18 protein-coding genes are annotated in these 19,464 nt (G+C 35.7%); 6 read left to right on the top strand and 12 right to left on the bottom strand.

Going from position 1 to position 19,464, the window contains the following annotated elements; translation table 11 throughout:
- Positions 1–40: 40 nt before the first annotated feature.
- The 9 genes from MKY88_RS03955 to MKY88_RS03915 all read right to left on the bottom strand — a co-directional run bounded on the left by MKY88_RS03955 (position 41) and on the right by MKY88_RS03915 (position 11,305).
- Positions 41–772 (bottom strand): GntR family transcriptional regulator, encoded by a 732-nt coding sequence (locus MKY88_RS03955; RefSeq protein ID WP_025116834.1) that lies wholly within the window; start codon positions 770–772, stop codon positions 41–43.
- A gap of 69 nt (positions 773–841) precedes the next feature.
- Positions 842–2,020 carry an N-acetylglucosamine-6-phosphate deacetylase gene (gene nagA / locus MKY88_RS03950; RefSeq protein WP_340813031.1) on the bottom strand — a complete coding sequence of 393 codons (1,179 nt, stop codon included), beginning with the start codon at positions 2,018–2,020 and terminating at the stop codon, positions 842–844.
- Entirely contained in the window at positions 2,017–2,685 is a 669-nt protein-coding gene (locus MKY88_RS03945) for a YesL family protein (RefSeq protein ID WP_258267829.1), read from the bottom strand. The genes nagA and MKY88_RS03945 overlap by 4 nt, the downstream gene beginning before the upstream one ends.
- 175 nt (positions 2,686–2,860) lie before the next feature.
- Complete coding sequence (locus MKY88_RS03940; RefSeq protein ID WP_328205547.1) at positions 2,861–4,471, bottom strand: extracellular solute-binding protein; 1,611 nt, start codon at positions 4,469–4,471, stop codon at positions 2,861–2,863.
- Between the two features lie 25 nt (positions 4,472–4,496).
- Positions 4,497–5,375, bottom strand: coding sequence for a carbohydrate ABC transporter permease (locus tag MKY88_RS03935; protein ID WP_069480153.1), 879 nt, complete (start codon positions 5,373–5,375; stop codon positions 4,497–4,499).
- A gap of 13 nt (positions 5,376–5,388) precedes the next feature.
- Positions 5,389–6,381 (bottom strand): ABC transporter permease, encoded by a 993-nt coding sequence (locus MKY88_RS03930; RefSeq protein WP_340813030.1) that lies wholly within the window; start codon positions 6,379–6,381, stop codon positions 5,389–5,391.
- 18 nt (positions 6,382–6,399) lie between these two features.
- A complete protein-coding gene (locus MKY88_RS03925; protein WP_258267828.1) occupies positions 6,400–7,551 on the bottom strand; it encodes a Gfo/Idh/MocA family protein in 1,152 nt (383 codons plus the stop codon).
- 636 nt (positions 7,552–8,187) lie between these two features.
- Entirely contained in the window at positions 8,188–9,003 is an 816-nt protein-coding gene (locus MKY88_RS03920) for a thermonuclease family protein (RefSeq protein ID WP_340813029.1), read from the bottom strand.
- Between the two features lie 562 nt (positions 9,004–9,565).
- Entirely contained in the window at positions 9,566–11,305 is a 1,740-nt protein-coding gene (locus MKY88_RS03915) for an ABC transporter ATP-binding protein (RefSeq protein WP_340813028.1), read from the bottom strand.
- A gap of 121 nt (positions 11,306–11,426) precedes the next feature.
- Here MKY88_RS03915 and MKY88_RS03910 point away from each other — a divergent pair, with 121 nt between their 5' ends.
- The 3 genes from MKY88_RS03910 to MKY88_RS03900 are packed head-to-tail and all read left to right on the top strand — an operon-like array spanning position 11,427 to position 16,191.
- Entirely contained in the window at positions 11,427–12,857 is a 1,431-nt protein-coding gene (locus MKY88_RS03910; protein WP_340813027.1) for an ABC transporter permease, read from the top strand.
- Positions 12,858–12,870: 13 nt separating this feature from the next.
- A complete protein-coding gene (locus MKY88_RS03905; RefSeq protein ID WP_340813026.1) occupies positions 12,871–14,367 on the top strand; it encodes an ABC transporter permease in 1,497 nt (498 codons plus the stop codon).
- 12 nt (positions 14,368–14,379) lie between these two features.
- Positions 14,380–16,191: an ABC transporter substrate-binding protein gene (locus MKY88_RS03900; RefSeq protein ID WP_340813025.1), complete on the top strand. Its 1,812-nt coding sequence runs from the start codon at positions 14,380–14,382 to the stop codon at positions 16,189–16,191.
- A 117-nt stretch (positions 16,192–16,308) separates the two neighbouring features.
- Here MKY88_RS03900 and MKY88_RS03895 read toward each other — a convergent pair whose 3' ends face one another.
- Positions 16,309–16,890 carry a phosphatidylglycerophosphatase A family protein gene (locus tag MKY88_RS03895; RefSeq protein WP_069480144.1) on the bottom strand — a complete coding sequence of 194 codons (582 nt, stop codon included), beginning with the start codon at positions 16,888–16,890 and terminating at the stop codon, positions 16,309–16,311.
- 112 nt (positions 16,891–17,002) lie between these two features.
- On the opposite strand from MKY88_RS03895, the gene MKY88_RS03890 reads away from it, so the two are divergent.
- The 3 genes from MKY88_RS03890 to MKY88_RS03880 all read left to right on the top strand — a co-directional run bounded on the left by MKY88_RS03890 (position 17,003) and on the right by MKY88_RS03880 (position 18,751).
- On the top strand, positions 17,003–17,722 hold the full coding sequence (locus MKY88_RS03890) for an alpha/beta hydrolase (RefSeq protein WP_069480143.1): 720 nt from the start codon (positions 17,003–17,005) through the stop codon (positions 17,720–17,722).
- Between the two features lie 81 nt (positions 17,723–17,803).
- Positions 17,804–18,319 carry a YjcG family protein gene (locus MKY88_RS03885; RefSeq protein ID WP_069480142.1) on the top strand — a complete coding sequence of 172 codons (516 nt, stop codon included), beginning with the start codon at positions 17,804–17,806 and terminating at the stop codon, positions 18,317–18,319.
- Positions 18,320–18,322: 3 nt separating this feature from the next.
- Positions 18,323–18,751, top strand: a complete 429-nt coding sequence (locus MKY88_RS03880; RefSeq protein WP_193831006.1) for a GNAT family N-acetyltransferase — start codon at positions 18,323–18,325, stop codon at positions 18,749–18,751.
- 119 nt (positions 18,752–18,870) lie between these two features.
- Here MKY88_RS03880 and MKY88_RS03875 read toward each other — a convergent pair whose 3' ends face one another.
- Both MKY88_RS03875 and MKY88_RS03870 read right to left on the bottom strand, forming a co-directional pair.
- On the bottom strand, positions 18,871–19,119 hold the full coding sequence (locus MKY88_RS03875) for a stage VI sporulation protein F (RefSeq protein ID WP_008174251.1): 249 nt from the start codon (positions 19,117–19,119) through the stop codon (positions 18,871–18,873).
- Positions 19,120–19,257: 138 nt separating this feature from the next.
- Positions 19,258–19,440: a YjcZ family sporulation protein gene (locus tag MKY88_RS03870; protein ID WP_012292972.1), complete on the bottom strand. Its 183-nt coding sequence runs from the start codon at positions 19,438–19,440 to the stop codon at positions 19,258–19,260.
- Positions 19,441–19,464: the final 24 nt, after the last annotated feature.

Here is a 19,464-nt window from a genome sequence, read left to right as displayed (position 1 = left end):
ATAATATATAACAAAAATAAATGCAGCAAATTATTAGATTTTAATTTAATTCCGTATAAAAACGGCAACGATCTCCTCTTACAATCGAAATACAGAATTCCACTGGTTTTCCTGAAGTATCAAACGCAGTCCGTTCTAGCAACAAAGCTGGTTTTCCAGCATCTGTTTTCAATAAAGGTGCTTCGTCTTTATTAATAAGGACAGGTTCGAAGGCTTCTCTCGCCCTTACAACAATAATGTTAAAACGTTCGGCTAATAAACTGTATAAAGATGAAGATGTTACTTCTCGTAATATTTCAATATCCTTAATAAGGCTTAAAGGTAAAAAAGATGATTCCAAAATAATCGGCTCATTATCAGCAAATCGTAAACGCTTCATTTCTACAACTTGTTCATTTTCCTCTAATGCTAAATTGGATCTAACCTTAGTTGATGGATACACCTTCTGTATTTCTAGTACTTCATCTTTTTGATTAAATCCTTTTTCTTGAATCATGCGACTAAAGCTATAAAATCCACCAAGAGATTGTTCAAGTCTTGGCTTGGAAACAAATGTTCCTTTTCCTTGAATACGATATAATTTATCTTCCTTTACTAATTCCTCGATTGCCTTTTTTACTGTATTTCGACTAACATGGAACATCTCCATCAATTGATTTTCCGAGTCAATTTTATCACCTGGTTTCCACTCACCTGATTGAATTTTTCCAAATAAAATTTGTTTCAATTGATGATATAATGGGATTACACTAGATTGATCTAATAAATGCATCTTTTTTCCTTCCTTCTCTAGGTTTTGTAATCAATATACCATCTATATAATAGGATGCCTATTGATATATCAATCCTTTTCAAAGGCAAGATTTCCTAAGCAAAAAGTTTTCTCTACTTCTCCTTCTTCATTCAACCAAACGATATCTGCGTCTTTTCCTAGTGCTATAGACCCTTTACGATTGTCTATGCCTAAATGCTCTGCTTGATTTAAAGAAACAACACGTATTTGCTCAACAAGTGAAAGTGTAAGCCACTCTTCTATGTTTTTCCTTGCCGTATTCATATTTAACACACTTCCTGCTAAGGATCCTGTTTTACGTTGAACACATTGTTTATTCAATACTTCTACTTCATTACCACCTAAATGATACAAACCATCTGGCATCCCCTTTGCACGCATACCATCTGTTATGACGAGCAAACGATTTAAGCCTGTCATCTTGTAAACCATTGGTAGTAAATCTTTATGAAAATGGATATTATCTGGAATTATTTCCACATACACATCTTCGGCTAAAAGTACTGCTCCCACAACACCTGGATCACGATGATGCAGTCCACTCATGCCATTAAATAGGTGTGTTACATGGGTAATACCAGCTTTTATTGCATGTTGTGTTGTTTGATAGTCAGCATCAGAGTGACCAATAGATGCAATAACCCCTTTGCTAGTTAATTCGCGTAGTAATTCAAAATCACTATCTTCCTCTGGTGCTAATGTGACAAGACGAATTGAATGATGAGACTTATCATACAAATCATTAAATTGTTGAACATTTGGTTTTAAAATAAACGCTTCGGATTGGGCCCCTTTTTTAGCTTGACTAATAAATGGACCTTCTAAATGAATTCCTAACATCTCTGGTACTGCTGTTGGTTGATTTTTATAATAATAGGCAAGTGCCTCAACAGCAGCTTTGATCTCCGACATTGGGCCTGTCATCGTTGTAGCTAAAAAAGCAGTGACTCCTTCACTAGCTAAATATTTGGCTATTTTCGAATAACAGATATGGTCCGCATCCATAAAATCATGACCTATAGCACCATGTATATGGATATCGATCATTCCAGGGATGATAAAGCCTTTTTGCTGACAGTCTATTACATTCTCTCTTAAAGCGAGTGAAGGGCAATTTGCCATTTGATCAATTCCTGTAATTTTCCCTTCCGACATTTCTAGGAATCCGTTATTAATAATTTGATCTTCCATTACGATATTCGCATTAATAATCCATTTGTTATTCATGAGGTAATCTCTCTCCCAGCAGAGTAATGTGGTAGATTAGTATGTTTCTCTGCCTCTCTTTCATGCTTAAATATATGGGATGACATCCACGTTAAAAATAATGCAGCTAAACTAACACCGAAAAACGGTATTAAACCAGGAAACCAGCTATATATTTTGTAAAGAATCATAAGCCCAACAATATTGCTTATCATTTGTAATGGATACGCTATACTAAATATGATTGAAGCAGCAAAGTAGCGCAGTGTTGGTAGATCATAATGAGCGTATAGCTGAAATATATTCACGACAATAATACCGAAAAGTATACTAATCGAAATAAACGCTGTGAGTAATAGTAACCCTAGTAAGCCATGTAACGATGAAACAATTTGAAAATTAATCGTTAAAAAGTAGCCAATACTCAGTAAGATCATACCTATTTTATTAGATGGAATAAATTCAACTTTATATGTATTCCAATAGATTTTGACTAATCGTTTTAAGTCATCTTCTCCTTGTAATCTTTTACGTAAAGTAGTAAACATGGCAACAGTCGCTGGGGCTACTCCAAATAACAAAAGTCCAAGTAAAGTTAAGCCTGTCCATAGTAACTGTAGCACTGCTAATAATGTTATCCATTCTACAAACCAGTATAGCTTACCTTTCCACCCTTCCAATTCCATGCCCATTACCTCCCTACGATTCACATATTCCTATATATAAATTTTTTTCATTTACACTCGCAACATCAATCATTGAAGGTTCAACAAGTGAGCGTCACATAAGCCTATTTATGAAAGGTAATATCTTTAGCTTATGTGACCTTCTACTTGTTAAGTTTGGAGAATTTGAACCTCCTTATTTGGAACGGTCATATGCCCCCTGTGCTACTTCCATATAGTCTTGCAAGCCCATTTTCTCGATGGTTTTCTTATAGTCATTCCATTTATCGAAATTTTCTTTTCCTGTAATAAAGCTTGCTGTCATTTCATTTACATATGTTTGAATATCTGTTAAAACAGCGGACACACGATCATTTTCTTCCACTGTGTAATTCAACCCTGGAATAATGTCATCATCTTTCAAAGCATACGGCATGACTTGCTTAGCATTGTTAAGAGAATTTTCCTTAGCCTCTGCCCCTTGGAAATACTTTTGCGTTACAATCCCAGGGTAATAACCACCAGGCCATGTTAAATAATCACTTATTGCTTGATCTAAGTTTTTGCCATCTGGATTATTTGTAATATTGTCGATATATTGAATAGTCCCATCCTCATTTTCTTCGTAAGTGACACCTTCAAAGCCCATAAAGAACATTTTAGCCCCTTCATCACCATATAAATGGTCAATCCAGCGAACCATTGCTTCAGGATTTTTTGCTTTATCTGTTACTACAAACATTCCTAGATTTCCAAGACCATTAGACATCGCAGTATATTGACGATCCCCTTTTGGTCCTTCTAATACTTGTGCACCTGTATAACCATCTAGTTTAAATAACTCTTTAGGATCTACTTCACTAAGCATGCCAAACGTTCCTTTAGCTGCTTCTGCTGCAAATTTTTGAGGCTCTGTCGTAAATACATCCTTATTAATTAAACCTTCTTTATAAAGCTTATTTAAATACTCAAGTAATTGTTTATATTCGTCGGTCGTTGGCACGAATCGGAATTCCTCAGTACCTTCTTTAAAATCTAAATTCAGATTCATCGTCCCTTGTTTATTCAAGCCAAACGACCCTCTTAAGTAAGAAATGATTTGTTCAATACCATAACCTGTTCCCCAGCCTTGTTCATCTTGTAAACCATTACCATTTGGATCATTTTCTTTAAATGCTTTTAGTACTTTGTACAAATCATCTGTTGTTTCTGGTGATGGCAAACCTAGATTATCAAGCCATTCTTGGTTAATCCATGGCGCTCCCACGCGAAGTGATGAAAATTTCGGATCATAAATTGTTGGGAAGCCATAAATATTCCCATCTGCCATCGTCACACCTTGCTTGACAGATGGGTATTCTTCTAATAGCTTTTTAAAATTGGGTGCATATTGATCGATGTAATCATTCAACGGTAGAAATACACCTTGTTGACCGTATTTGATTAAATCTGTTTTTGAAAATGCTGATGCAAAAAATATTTCTGGATAATTTCCTGAAGCTAAAAGTAAGTTCTTTTTGTCCGCTAATACTTCCGTTTGAACAGTTGTCCAATTCATATGGATGTTAGACAATTTCTCGTATTCTTCCCATAACATTAGATGATTCCAATCCTGAGATGCAAAAAACTTTGCTGCAAAACCATCTACTTCAATTTTCTCCTTTGCAATCGGCATCTCGGTCGCATTCAAATTTTCGATATTATCACTTTTCACTCCACCAGTTTCTTTATCACCCGAACATGCTCCTAGCAAACTTGTAGCTAACATTAGGCTTGTTACAAAACCATAAACACGCTTTTTTTTCATTTTCACTTAAAATCGCCCCTATTCTTTAACCTTTTAATGAACCAATCATGACACCTTTTACAAAATATCTTTGTAAGAATGGATAAAGCATTAACATTGGTAGGTTAGCAACGATTAAAACTGCGTATTTTAACCCTTCAACGCTAAGTTTTTGAGCTAAAAAGCTTTCTGACGTCGCTTTAATCATATCGTCAGCTTGTCCTTGAATTAATATTTGCCTTAGAATAAGTTGTAGTGGAAACTTATCTTGGTCTTGCAAGTAGATCAATGCCTGGAAATAAGAGTTCCAATGCCCTACTGCGTAAAATAAAACCATGACTGCCATAACGGGTAATGACAGTGGTAGAACGATACTCCATAAAATACGGAAGTTCCCTGCACCATCGATCATGGCTGATTCCTCTAACTCATAAGGAATGGATTGGAAAAATGTCCGCATAATAATGATGTTCCAGACAGCTACCGCATTCGGAATAATCATGACCCAAAATGTATTTATCATTCCCAAATCACGGATTAATAGATATGTAGGAATTAGTCCCCCACTGAAAAACATGGTGAATACCATAAATGCCATAATAAAGCCCTTCCCTTTTAAGTTTCTACGTGAAAGAGGATAAGCTGCACAAATGGTCATCACGATATTTAGTAATGTTCCAAAGAATGTGTATTTTAAAGTGTTGATAAATCCATTAATAATATCTGGATTTTGGAATACTTTTTCATAAGCCTCCACTGTAAATTCCTTTGGCCATAACCATAAATCCCCTGAAATGACGTACTCCGGATTACTAAGAGAAGCACTTAAAACAAAAATAAGTGGATACAAAACAACAACTGCTACGATTGCTAAAAAAATATAATTAAAGATAGTAAATGCACGATCGCCCTTTGATTCTTTCATGTCAATCTCTCCTTTACCATAAACTTGTATCACTCACTTTTTTGGCTATTCTATTAACCATAATAAGGAGGATAAAATTAATGATAGAGTTGAATAAGCCAACTGCTGCTGAAAAGCTATACTGTGCTTCTAAAATTCCGCTACGATAAACGAAAGTGGATATAACATCTGATGCCGACATATTTAAGTCATTTTGCATTAAAAATACTTTCTCAAATCCAATGGCCATGACAGATCCAACATTTAAGATGAATAAAATGATAATCGTCGGCATAATCGCAGGAATATTAATATGAATAATCCTTTGAAATTTTGATGCCCCATCTATCATTGCCGCCTCATGCTGTGCTGGATCTACGGCAGCCAAAGCTGCAATATATATGATGGAACTCCATCCCATCGTTTGCCAGACATCAGACAGTACATATATGGATTTAAACCATGCAGGCTCTGAAATAAAATCAATGGGTATACCCCCAAACAACATAATGATTTGGTTAATCATCCCGTCTGATTTTAAGAATAGTAATAGCATCCCAACTACTACTACTGTTGATAAAAAATGTGGAGCATAAATGACTGTCTGTACAAATTTCTTAAAGCGAAGACTTTTCACTTCATTTAATAGCAATGCAATAATGATTGGTATTGGAAAAGAAATAAGTAACGTGAATACGCCAATCCCAATTGTATTTTTGATTAAACGCCAAAAATAATAACTATCAAAAAAACGTTCAAAATGCTTTAATCCTACCCACGGACTCCCCATAATTCCCTTTGTAGCAATAAAATCTTTAAAGGCAATTTGCAATCCATATAGTGGGTAATAATGGAAAACCAAAAAGTAAAGTATAACAGGGGCTAGTAATAAATAGAGCTCCCAATTTTTTTTGATAGATTTTTTCCACTCTACCAGGTGATTTTTCTTTACCTTGGATTGCTTTTTGAAAAAACGTTTTGTTTTAGATGGTTTTTCCTCAACAGTTGTTTTATCTAAAAGCGTCATAAATACACCCCCTATTTATCAATGTTGCAAAATGGTAGATTCCTGCTTAATCTCAATAACCTTACCTCCGTTACGAATAGATTCTGTTGCTGCACAGCCCACTGCGACACTCATACGTCCCGCAAATGGCGTTGTTAAAGGTTTTTTATCGTAGAGGATGAGTTCTACAAAATCTTGGGCAATCTTTGGATCAGCTCCGCCATGGCTACCTTCCTCAGGCTTCATTTCGTATACAACATCACTCAATTCCTCCCAAGAATTTGATTTCCGTGTCTTTAAATAAATTTTATTATTGATATCATCATTTTCGATACGCCCTTTCGTACCGATAAATGTATAATTTCGCGAATAGTCAGGTGTAAAGTGACATTGTAAATATGAAGCCTTTATGCCACCTTCCAACTCCATCATGACCATATTATTATCCTCTACATCAATTTCTTCACGGAACGCACATTCCGTAAATGTATGGGCAACATATTCTGGACAAGTTTTTTTCTGATCACAAGCTGGACATGTTAATGTATTAGGCTGATTTCCGCCGTAATAATCTAAGCTACCAAACGCAGATACCTTCTGTGTATATTTCCCTGAAATCCAATGAATGACATCTAAATCATGTGAACCTTTTTGAAGTAGTAAAGAGGTTGTATTTTTTGAATTACCATGCCAATCGTGGTAGTAAAAATAACCACCGAATCCAACAAAATGACGCACCCATATTGCCTTTAATTCTCCAATGGCCCCTGAATCAATTATGCCTTTCATCGTTTGATACATACTCATATAACGCATATTAAAGCCAACCATTAGATGCTTTCCTGATTTTTCCCAAGCATCTAATATTCGATCGCAACCTTCCACCGTAATGGCTAATGGTTTTTCCGCATACACATGCTTACCCGCTTGTAAACAAGTAATAATATGTTCCTCATGTAAATAATCTGGGGATAAAACCGCGATTGCATCGATGTCATCTCTTGTTAATAACTCTTTATAGTCCTTTGTTAAAAATAATGGTGTATCAAATTTTTCCTGAAATTTTTCTAAACGTTCTTGAGAAATATCGGCTAATGCCACTATTTCTGATTCCCCATTAGGTTTGTGCCAGTATTGTGCCAAGCCCCCCCTTAAGCCAGCCCCAATAACACCTATTCGTATTTTTTTCATTTTATTTCCCCCTCGTTTCATCCTTGTGCCTCTGTATTTCGTAAACGCTTGCAAAAAAAACATAAATTATCCAAAACAACACGACTACACGTCAACACGTTGTAGGTACAAGTTTGTATATAATGAATATTCAAAAAATTTAACTGGAATAAATATATAATTTCAATACTTAGTATGTCAATACCTTAGATTATGGTTGCTTGTATGCACCAAATGCTATCACATGAGTTGACCCCTCCTAAAATTTAGAAAATATACCGCTTCTTCAAGAGCTCAATCTTCCATTCCTTTCTTTTAAATTTTTTTTTGACATGTGATAGTACCTACAAAAATACGGATGATGGAAAAACCACTTGGAGTCTAGTGGAAATTCTCGATACCTTCGAAACTTTGATAAATTTGAGGTGATATTAATTTCATAGAAGTTTATAGCCGTTTTCTACCTTTTGATAAACCCATTACTGCAGACGGGTTATAAAATTGTATTCTCTAGACAAATAATATAAAACAAAGGAAGATGGTTTCTCTCAACATAGAAACCATCTTCCTCTTTTCATTTAAGTTTTCTCTGGTGCTGGTTCATACTTCTTAGCGTAAACACTGAACATGCCGTTATAAGTATTTAAATGCTTGATTTTATTGCTTAGCTGGAATAAACCCAGCAGCTTCTGCTTCTTCTTCCGTACAGAACATCTCCTCAGCTTTTGTATTATCATAGTCCCGTTGCCCTGGTATATGATAAATTTTATTACCTTTGGAGTTAATATTTCCTTTGATTTCGCACCTTCCCTTATTGTTATTGGTATTCGATTTATCCTCAACTATGTTAGACTGATTTCCTTCTTTTAATGCAGCATAGTATACATTTTTATCGTATCCACGATTCGTTACATAGTCTTCAACTGACCATATCCCGATAGCTGACTGTTGTGCCGTTTTTTGAATCGATTTAAACCAATCTACATGCTTCGTATTTGGATCATATATATAGGCCACACGTGCTAATCCATTTTTCAATAGCTGCTCCTGAACACTTATACCTTCTTTCGTATAAATATAGGCAAGTAGTCTTTTATATTTATCACGATAAGAAACGTCAAATTCTAAATAGACTGTATCTTGACCAGCTAATAGTTGCTTAGTAAATTCTTTAGCTTCTGGTCCGTACGGTTGCTCTCCTAATGTCTCATGATTAGTTTCCGGGGTATCAACAAGTAAAAAACGAACTTTTTCAGAGCTACCGTTATATTTTATTCTTATTGTGTCGCCGTCAATTACACTTTCTAGTTCATATTCTTCAAACTTACTTACATCGTGTTTCTCTGCAGTTTCTATCGTTGAAGATATTAGACCTTCTATATCTTCTGTCTTAATAATATTCGTACTAGTTTCTTCTGTGCATGCACTCAGAACCAATATAGAAATGAATAAAGCAAAAATAATTTTCTTCAAATTTACACACTACTTTCTAATTTATATCGCCTACAACTAAAAATCTCCGCAGTTAACTAATTATTTTTTCATAAATGGTTTCCTTCTCCCATTGCAAGATTGCTCCTGTAACGAATGAAAAGCCTTCAGTCATTGTAACAACTGAAGACTTTTATACATATATTTATTTAAATATTAAATATAAAACAACAGCCAAAATAATTGTTCCACTAGTTATTAGCGTTTTAATATCTGATTGTTTCACTTTTATCTCCCTCAGCTATTTATTTACACTAATCATAACATGTCCTAGCCCTTTATATATAGATTCAAAATTATTCTAAACAAAAAGATTATGTACAGTAACTACATAATCTCCTTGTAACAAATGTATATTTTTCTATAATTCTTTGAATGTATTAAAAGATTTCCATTATATGCAACTACATTTTATTTATGCAAAATAAATATATACATGTAATGTAGATACTCCATCCTATGCTTTAATATAGTTTAATTAAAGGTTGTTCGTTTACAGTAGAAACCTGCTAACTGTCTCTATTGTACTATAATATGACAGCCATCATGTTGAAACAGCTACCCAATGATTTGGAAAAACCTCTACAAGCTTGCTATTTTCTACCTCGTAGTGAACTTTCACGTCGTCTGTATTTTCCGCATCACTATATTTCTGCTTTTCAATCGCTGGATCGGGAATTGGTATGGACTGTAATAATGCACGTGTATAGGGATGCTGAGGATTAGCATATAGCTCCTCACTTTCAGCTAATTCTACAATTTTCCCCGCATACATAACTGCTACCCGATCACTAATATGCTTCACCATCGATAAATCATGTGCAATAAATAAATACGTCAACCCAAGCTTTTGTTGTAATTCCTTTAGTAAATCCACAATCTGTTTTTGAATGGATACATCTAAGGCCGACAAAGGTTCATCACAAACTATAAAATTAGGCTCAACCGCTAATGCTCTAGCAATCCCAATACGTTGTCGTTGACCTCCAGAGAATTCATGTGGATAACGCATTGCATGTTCTTTCTTCAAACCAACAAGCTCAAGCAGTTCCTCTACCCGTCCTAGTCTTTCACTATGTGATTTCACTAGACCATGAATATCAAGTGCTTCCCCAATAATATCTAAGATTTTTTTTCGAGGGTTTAATGATGAATAGGGATCTTGGAAAATAATTTGCATATGGCGACGCATCGCCTTCAACTGCTTTTTCGTTAGTCTCGTTACAGGAATCCCTTGGTATAAAACTTCTCCATTAGTAGGTTGATGAAGCTGTAGAATTGTTCGGCCAGTGGTAGATTTACCTGAACCTGATTCGCCTACTAAGCCTAAAGTTTCCCCTGGGAGTATATGGAACGATAAATCATTGACAGCTCTTAATGTTTGGCCTTTTCCTAATGAAAATTCTTTAGACAGATGTGTGACCTCGATCAAAGGTTTATTTGGATCAATACCTGGTTGGATATTGGAAATTTCTTTTGGCTGTTTTTTTTCATGTAGCTTTGGTAGCGCATTCAATAATTTTTGGGTGTATGGATGCTGCGCATTCGCAAAAATCTCTTCCGTCGTACCCTGTTCAACAATTTCTCCTTCTTTCATGACAATGAGACGATCACACATACCAGCAACGACGCCTAAATCATGTGTAATTAAAATAATAGATGTGCCCATTTTCTTTTGCATATCTCGCATCAATTTCAAAATTTGGGCTTGAATAGTTACATCCAATGCTGTCGTTGGCTCATCCGCAATCAGCAATGACGGATTACATGCAAGTGCCATAGCGATCATTACACGTTGTCGCATACCACCTGAAAATTCATGTGGATATTGTCGATAACGCTCTTCTGCATCCCGAATGCCAACAAGTTTTAATAATTCAATAGTTTGCATATAGGCTTCCGTCTTTGACATGGATTGATGCTTGATTAAACTTTCAGCCACTTGATCTCCTATTCGTATGGTAGGGTTTGTAGATGTCATAGGATCCTGAAAAATCATGCTAATATCTTTTCCACGAATTGTTTCCATTTGTTTTTCCGCTAATTCCGTTAACTCCTGACCTTTGAACTTAATAGTGCCAGATTTTAAAAATGAAGGTGGAGATGGTAATAAGCGCATAATGGAACGTGCCGTTACACTTTTCCCGCTCCCAGATTCACCTACAATTCCGAGTGTTTCACCTTTATTTAGATGGAAGCTTACATCTTTTACAGCTTCAAACTCTGTCTCCCCAGTGATAAAGGAAACACTAAGATTATTGATTTCTAAAAGCTTTTCGCTCATTCGACCCATCCTTTTTAAAATTTGTGATTGACTTACTTTCAAGTATAATCCATACTTTACAATACTGATAGGAATTATACAATATAGTGTTAAATATTTTATTAACGCTTGGAGGAAATGCATGGTTACGTCAAAAAATCATTTAAATCCTAAGGAATTTATGTTCTTTTCTATGGTTTATCAAAAACTAATGCACCAAAAGCCTTACAATATAATACTTTTTCTTTTAAGTATTTTGGTTCATCCATTTACATACTTTATCTATCGGAAAAAGAAACGTTCAAATACTTATGACCAGGCTTCTGAATTGCGTAGTCAGTATTACTTGAAGAATGGTTTATTTGCCCAATGGCAGCAATCATTTGAACAGCAAGAAATAGCAAAAGCTTCATTTTTTCAAGAGGCTGTATCATCATCGCAAATACAGCAAACTGCTAATGAATTAGCCAATAAAAGGCTTCAACAGCAAGTAGATCAAGATTTACAAAATGAAGGTATACAACCATTAACTTATGTTCAATTTTTTAATCAGCAACTGAAAAACAAATATTTTGTAGCTCTTACCTTTCTACCAGCTGTTTTATTTTATGTCGTGCTAATTTTATTTGCGAACCCGTTTTTGCAATTTATCATTGAAAGAATTTTACAAAGCTTCATTGTCATTGTTGGAGTGGCAACGTTAGTGTTTACAATTTTGTATCTATCACCTTTCGATCCAGCCAGAAACTTACTGGGTGTTGAGGCGACAGCAGAGCAAATAGCCAACTTTAATCGCATTCATGGTTTAGATCAACCTTATTTGTCTCAATTATGGCATTCACTATCCGGCCTCTTTACTTTTGATTTAGGCACATCCTTTGCAGGCAAAGAAGATATTACTCACAGCATTACAAATAAATTTCCTGTCACACTTGAAATAGCCGTATTATCACTGTTAATGGCTATTGCTATTGCTATTCCAGTCGGTATTATTTCAGCGGTTCGTCCAAATTCGTATTTGGATTATACATTTATGTTTATTGCTTTAATTGGTTTATCCATTCCAAGCTTTTGGCAAGGTTTAATTTTTATTTTAACGTTCGCATTAAAGCTACAATGGTTTCCAGCAACCTATAACCCCCAAAATTGGTTATCCCTTATCATGCCAGTTATCGTCTTGGGAACATCCATTACAGCATCCATAGCTAGGATGACAAGGTCGAGTATGCTTGAGGTGATCCACGAGGATTACATTATTACAGCTAAGGCAAAAGGCTTGAATGAATTTAAAGTAATTTCAAAACATGCCATTCGTAATGCCATGATTCCGATTATTACGGTGATTGGACTTCTTTTTGGAGGTATGTTGGGAGGCGCATCTGTTACAGAAAAGGTATTCAATATTAGTGGGATTGGTAGCTATATTGTTGATAAACAATTTATTCCTGATATTCCCGCAATCCTTGGAGGCGTTGTTTATATCGCTATTACGATCTCCATTGTCAATTTATTGATTGATATCATGTATGCCTTTTTTGATCCACGCATTCGCTCGAAAATGAAGAAGTCTTAAAGGAGGATCACCTGTGAAAAACATCTTACATGTCAAACTACTCTTGAAGATTACACAGGAATATGTCAATTCTCATTTTACCTTTGTCTTTTCCTTACTGTTTTCTTTATTGTTTCTAGCCTACAGCTATAATTTTTCTACCCATAGCTGGCGGCCAATTGTACTTCTACTCTTTGTTATTTATGCCATTACTACGATCTATGTGGCTTTTGTAAATTTACGAATAAAAAGAGATTTAGCAAAGTTTGGGGAGATCCAAAAAGGTACTCGTATTTTCGGCTATCCATTATTATTAACAGTTCTTTCTGGCAATATTTTTTCTACATCATTTGCGTTTATGCTTGTGTCCACAAGAAAGACTGCAGAATATACTTTTGCTGCTTATGCCTTTATTACACAATTATTCATCATCGGTATTGCAGCATTGAACTTATTTAAGCCTTATGTAACAGATACCTTTTTACTGGCGATGGGTATTTTCTTAATACTTGCGCTTATTTATATCGTGATAACCATTTTATGCGTTAAGTTTGTCACACCTACAGCGGCTCCAAGATGGATGTTTATCCCAGGTGTTTTATTACTATTGGCTACTTTCACTGGTAATCTATTTGCTTCATTACTAGGTTATAGTCTTATTCAAAAGGCTCGTAAGGCAAACCCTTCTTCTATTGAAAAGTGGCAAAAAATATGGGAAAAGATTTTACGTAATACGATGGCTGTATTCGGGTTATTTTTCATTATCTTTATGTTTTCATTGTCTGTCACAAGCACTTGGACTTTTGACTATGACTTTGCTACAGAAAATAACTACGGTGCCCTGCTGCAAACACCATCATTAGAATATCCTCTAGGCACAGATAATTACGGGCGAGATTTATTTTCCCGTATTGTATTTGGGGCACGCATTTCATTAATCGTCGGATTTTTCTCAACGATTATTCCTGCGTTAGTCGGAGGAGCGTTAGGGGCATTTTCCGGGTATTACGGAAAAACAACTGACAATGTCATCATGCGAAGCCTAGATATTTTATATGCTATTCCAGGTATTCTGTTAGCCATTGCTATTATTGCTGCATTTGGTGCTAACACGATCAACCTCATTATTGCACTTAGTGTTGGGGCAATCCCAACCTATGCACGTACAATGCGGGCAAATGTCATGCAGCTAGCAAATTTTGAATTTGTGGAATCTGCCCGAGCTTTGGGGGCATCTGATGCGGCTATTATTTTCAAGCACATTGTTCCTAATTCATTAGCACCCATGATTGTCAAAGCAACACTTACGATTGGTGGAGCTGTTATTTCAACAAGTAGTTTAAGTTTTTTAGGGCTTGGTATTGAGCCACATATTCCCGAATGGGGCAATATTTTAAAGGTTGGTAGTACGTACCTGGAAACTCATTCTTATGTTGCGATTTTCCCAGGTCTTTGTATTATGCTTCTTGTCCTCTCCTTTAACTTCTTAGGAGATGGTTTACGAGATGCTTTAGATCCAAAAACAAATTAATTGGAGGTACCTATGAAGAAATTACTTGTATTTTTATTCGTCGCAGTATTAGCTTTAGCTGGCTGTGTACAGACGAAAACTGACGTAGAAGGAAGTAAAGATTCAAAAGATAGTGACAAGAGCAATGGCAAAGTAGCCATTGAAGTATTAGGCATGGCCTCTTCAGAAGAAGATATGAATATTGTTCGAGACCAATTAGTAAAAAACGGTTTTGATGTAAAGCTTAATATTCAACCAGATTACGGTTCATTCTCTGCCCAAAAAGAAGCAGGCAACTACGATCTTGCCCTTTCGAGCTGGACGACAGTAACAGGTAACCCGGACTATGCTGTTCGTGGATTATTTAAAACTGGTGGAGATTACAGTGTTGTTGCAGATTCAAAATTAGATGCCCTAATCGATGAGGCTAGTACTTTAACAGGTGAAGAAGCAGCGGCTAAATATAAAGATTTAGAGCAATTATTAGTATTCGATCAAGCTTATATTGCACCTTTATATATTTCCAATAAGTATCAAGGGATCTACTCAGAGTTAGTAAATCCTAAAACTGTACATTTACCAAAATCTCGTGCGCAAGTATGGGAAAAAATCGAATATAATGATTCTGCTAAGAATGCAACTGACCCATTAATTTTACACCAAACAATTAATTCTCTTACTTCTCTAGATCCGATTAAAGGAAATGATGGTTCCATCAATACATTAAATACAAATATGTATGTACGTCTTGTTAATTTAACAGACACTGATGACGTTGTTTCAGATGGTTCATTATCTTATAACCATGTAATGGCAGAAGGCAATCAAGACTATTACTTTATTTTACGCGATGATATTCATTTCGCAGCAGTGAAAGATGGCGCAGCTGTTGATACAGGTGATTTAGTGTCTGCTGAAGATGTGGTCTTCTCATTAAACCGTGCTAAAGACGCTAATTCAGTACCAGATCATCGAACTTATAGTATTCATGAAAATATTGAAACTGTAGAGATTGTTTCAGATTTAGCTGAATTACAAAAGAAAAAAGTATCTGGCTCTGATCAAACAGTTCTCGAAGCATTATCACAAAATCTCCCTGCCTCTGTAGCGCAATTAGCAAAGGACAAAGGGGCTGTTAACAATGCTTCCGGCTCATACCAAGTTGTTAAAATTACAACACCAACACCATTCCCACAAGTGTTAAACTATTTAGCACACCAATCTGGTGGTATTGTATCTGAAAAACAAGTAACGAGTATAAATACGTATGATGTAGCTAACTATGATCCTGACAAAGATATTGCCTATGGTGATCAAGCTACAATAACTGAAGGATCTGCAACTTTCAACAACCAGCTTTATGCAAGTGGTCCTTATATTTTAGTAAAGAAAAATGATTATGAAGCACAATTTGTAAAAAACCCTGCTTATCGTGCTGGTAGTGAGTATGAACCAAAAATTTCGAAAATCAATGTTCGTTTCATCTCTGATGTTGACAGTGCTTTATCAGCATTACGTAATGGAGAAATTCACGTTCTTCAAACAGTTCCAGAAACAAAACTGGATATTGTGAAATCAGACGATAAATTAACATTAAATACTGCCGATAGCAATGCCGTTTCTTACTTACAAATGAATACATCTGGTCGTGCAGTTTCAGATTCAGCTGATTTACGTAAAGCGATTTTGTATTCTATCAACCAAGACGAGTTCATTAGTTATTACCAAGGCAATAAAAAACCTGCCGTATCAACTGTATCTCCTTTAATTGACACTGGGTTAAAACTTGAAGCCGATAGCGAAAAAGTAAAAAAATTTTTAAAGGCCTATAACGATAAAAAGTAATTAAGGGATTTTTCAAAAAGAAAAAATGACAAAAGCCATTGAGAGTAAATTCTCGATGGCTTTTGTCCACCCTTCCCCGTATTTGAGAAGGTTCACTTTTAATAGTAGAAACTCATTTTATATTTCATTATGTGATTTTGGCTTTGGTCCTAGTTCTTCTGGCTCGATATCCGCAAATGTCTCGCCCTCTTCCTCTAAATCACGCATACGATGAGCAATTCGTGATGCTGCAGAAGCCGCGATACTACCAACTAAATCATCTAAAAACGTATTAACGTGATGCCCAGGCTCTGTATCTAATTTTTTAATAATGCCAATTTTTTGCTTGTCTAAATGACCAAATGTGGTTACTGCAATGCTGCCATATGTAAAAACAGATCCTAGTGCGATTGTTTCGTCCACACCAAATAAACCTTCATCAGATTCTATAATTTGCTGTAATGGTGATGATAATAATTTTTTCTCAGCTAGCTCATCTAATTCAATTCCAACTAAAAGTGCGTGTTGCACTTCTCGTTTACGCAGTACACGCTCAACCGAATGAACACAATGATCCAGTGTTAAACCTTCATTATAGGTTTTTTGCATTTCGTAAACAATTTTTGCGATATCCTCGATCGCCACACCTCTACGAATTAACGCGGCATGTGCTGCCTTCGCTACTTCCTCAGAGTGCACACGAATACTTTTATTATGCATAGCTACCCCTCATTTCGATTTTATTGCTAGTATAGTGCTAGCCCAACCTATTATACCTTTACTTTCGTAATATGGTACAATTTTGTTACAAACATAAGAAGGAGTGTCATCATTGGATAAGGGAACAGTACAGGATTTAACATTCTATAGTGAGGCATTACAGGAAGAATTACAGCTCTATATTTATGTTCCTGCAAATTACTCTCCACTATACAAATACAACATTCTAATCGCATCAGATGGTAAAGACTATTTCCAGCTTGGTGGTATTACAAAGCTAGCTGATGAACTGATTGATGACTATGAAATCGAAAATTTAATTATTGCTTTTGTTCCATATAAAGATATTAACGATCGACGTCATAAATATATTCCTAGTGGTGAGCAGCATGAAGCTTATCTCCGCTTTTTAGCACATGAGCTAGTACCTTATTTAGATAATGAGTTTTCCACGTATCAAATGGGTATGAGTCGCGGGGTGATTGGAGATTCGATGGCTGCCACAGCTTCCTTAATGGCCGCATTAAAGTATCCAAGTATTTTCGGCAAGGTCATTCTTCAATCACCATACGTGGATGATGACGTTTTGAAGGCAGTCGAAAATTTCAAAGATCCAGCAGCCATTTCTATATACCATATAGTTGGTAAGGGTGAAGACCAAGTAGTGACTATGGATAAATCTGTGAAGGATTTTTTAACACCTAATCGTCAGCTTCATGATCTTATGATCCATAAAGGGTTCTCTATATTTTATGACGAGTTTGATGGCAATCATACATGGAAATATTGGAAACCAGACCTTCGACGTGCATTAATTGAAAATTTTAATTAATGTGAGTGATTAAATTACGAAAATTGGATTTTCTGATATACTTAAATAGAAAATTTGTTTATTTACGGGAGGTAATGGACTATGAAGTACGGTATTGTGGCATTTCCATCAAAAAAATTGCAAGATTTAGCGAACACTTATCGCAAACGATATGATCCTCATTTTGCGAAGATTACACCGCATATGACGTTAAAAGACAGCTTTGATGCGTCTGAAGAAGAAATTAAAACCATCGTTAAGCAATTGGATGAACTTGCTGCTAAATATGCGCCTTTAAACATTCATGCATCACGCATCAGTTCGTTTTTCCCTACAACCAATGCCATTTATTTCCGCATTGAACCAACTGAACAATTAGCTGCTTTCCAACATGAAATCCAAGAAAATATTTCTTATGGGGAATCGAAACATGTATTTGTACCTCATATTACAATCGCTCAAAAAATGTCGGATTCTGAGCATGACGACATCTTTGGTCAATTACGTATGACTGGTGTGGATGAAAAAGATACAATTGATCGCATTCATCTTCTATATCAATTAGAAGACGGTTCATGGACAACATACGAAACATTCCGTTTGTCTGGAGCTGAGTGATGATTGTATAACGTTAAGATTGTTGAAACAAAGGAAGAACATGATGATGCGTTTACTGTACGCAAAAAAGTATTTGTTGAAGAGCAAGGCGTTCCACTCCATTTGGAATGTGATGCTGAAGATGCAACTGCAACGCATTTTATTATGTATGATGACGATGAGCCTGTAGGAGCAGCGCGTTTACGTAGTATTGAAAGCAATACAGCAAAAATTGAACGTGTTTGTATTTTACAATCTCAACGTGGTAAAAAACTAGGGGCTTTACTAATGAAGGAAATGGAGAAATACGCCATTTCTATCCCTAAAGAAACATTGAAGCTTCACGCGCAAAGCCATGCTATTCCCTTTTACGAAAAGCTTGGCTATGCGGTAACTTCTCCAGAATTTTTGGATGCTGGTATTCCGCATCGAGCAATGGAGAAAAAAATTTAATGAAAGGGTGTTACGATATTGTTCAATGTCGTAACACCCTTTTTTAAACCAAAATCCGCTTGCCACCATTTATCTACTCTATCGTAACAAGCTGCTTTGCCAAGTAGATATGCCATGCGCTACTTCATCATTCTAGTGATTTTATCGAAATCTAGTGATGCTCCATCTTGAATAATAGATTGTACTAATTTATCTTCTAACTCTTGTGTAATCGTTCTGTTAGATATCTTAGCAACACGTCGTACGATTTTTCTTACTTGTTTTTCACTTGTAAAATCCGCATGTTGAATGGCATTGGCTAATGCGAAGATTTCATCCATCGAAACACCTGTTTTTTGCTCAATTGAATTAAATAACGAGCGATGCATGTTTTCCCTCCTATCATTAAAACTCAATTTGACCTTGCGACTTGCCCGAAGCATTCACAAATGGTGGAGGCCTTAACTTTATTTAGGTATGTGAACCCTCTAAATAAGAGTTAAAGCCTTTACAATATGTTCATCAAATTAGATGTAAGTAGCGCCAACAATTATCAAAAGAATAAATAGAACAACAATTAGAACAAATGTTGAACCATAGCCAGAGTTGTTGCCTCCACAATAACTATAGTTATTGCCTCCGCAATAGCTATTGTTCCACCCACCAACATTATTTCCATACGGTTGTGAGGACCAGCCTTGATATCCCATAAAAGCACCCCTCCCTTCTACAAC

The organism is Lysinibacillus sp. FSL R7-0073, from assembly GCF_038009065.1.
GTDB lineage: Bacteria > Bacillota > Bacilli > Bacillales_A > Planococcaceae > Lysinibacillus > Lysinibacillus fusiformis.
The sequence above is the reverse complement of the archived record's forward strand: the minus strand, read 5'-3'. Positions and strand labels throughout refer to the sequence as shown.

Excerpts from the sequence above, each read along its gene's own strand:
- MKY88_RS03895 (WP_069480144.1), bottom strand. The coding sequence starts at position 16,890 with ATGCATAATAAAAGTATTCGTGTGCACTCTGAGGAAGTAGCGAAGGCA.
- MKY88_RS03940 (WP_328205547.1), bottom strand. The coding sequence starts at position 4,471 with ATGAAAAAAAAGCGTGTTTATGGTTTTGTAACAAGCCTAATGTTAGCT.
- MKY88_RS03930 (WP_340813030.1), bottom strand. The coding sequence starts at position 6,381 with ATGACGCTTTTAGATAAAACAACTGTTGAGGAAAAACCATCTAAAACA.
- MKY88_RS03915 (WP_340813028.1), bottom strand. The coding sequence starts at position 11,305 with ATGAGCGAAAAGCTTTTAGAAATCAATAATCTTAGTGTTTCCTTTATC.
- MKY88_RS03945 (WP_258267829.1), bottom strand. The coding sequence starts at position 2,685 with ATGGAATTGGAAGGGTGGAAAGGTAAGCTATACTGGTTTGTAGAATGG.
- MKY88_RS03925 (WP_258267828.1), bottom strand. The coding sequence starts at position 7,551 with ATGAAAAAAATACGAATAGGTGTTATTGGGGCTGGCTTAAGGGGGGGC.
- MKY88_RS03955 (WP_025116834.1), bottom strand. The coding sequence starts at position 772 with ATGCATTTATTAGATCAATCTAGTGTAATCCCATTATATCATCAATTG.
- MKY88_RS03910 (WP_340813027.1), top strand. The coding sequence starts at position 11,427 with ATGGTTACGTCAAAAAATCATTTAAATCCTAAGGAATTTATGTTCTTT.
- MKY88_RS03900 (WP_340813025.1), top strand. The coding sequence starts at position 14,380 with ATGAAGAAATTACTTGTATTTTTATTCGTCGCAGTATTAGCTTTAGCT.
- MKY88_RS03870 (WP_012292972.1), bottom strand. The coding sequence starts at position 19,440 with ATGGGATATCAAGGCTGGTCCTCACAACCGTATGGAAATAATGTTGGT.
- nagA (WP_340813031.1), bottom strand. The coding sequence starts at position 2,020 with ATGAATAACAAATGGATTATTAATGCGAATATCGTAATGGAAGATCAA.
- MKY88_RS03875 (WP_008174251.1), bottom strand. The coding sequence starts at position 19,119 with ATGCATCGCTCGTTATTTAATTCAATTGAGCAAAAAACAGGTGTTTCG.
- MKY88_RS03885 (WP_069480142.1), top strand. The coding sequence starts at position 17,804 with ATGAAGTACGGTATTGTGGCATTTCCATCAAAAAAATTGCAAGATTTA.
- MKY88_RS03935 (WP_069480153.1), bottom strand. The coding sequence starts at position 5,375 with ATGAAAGAATCAAAGGGCGATCGTGCATTTACTATCTTTAATTATATT.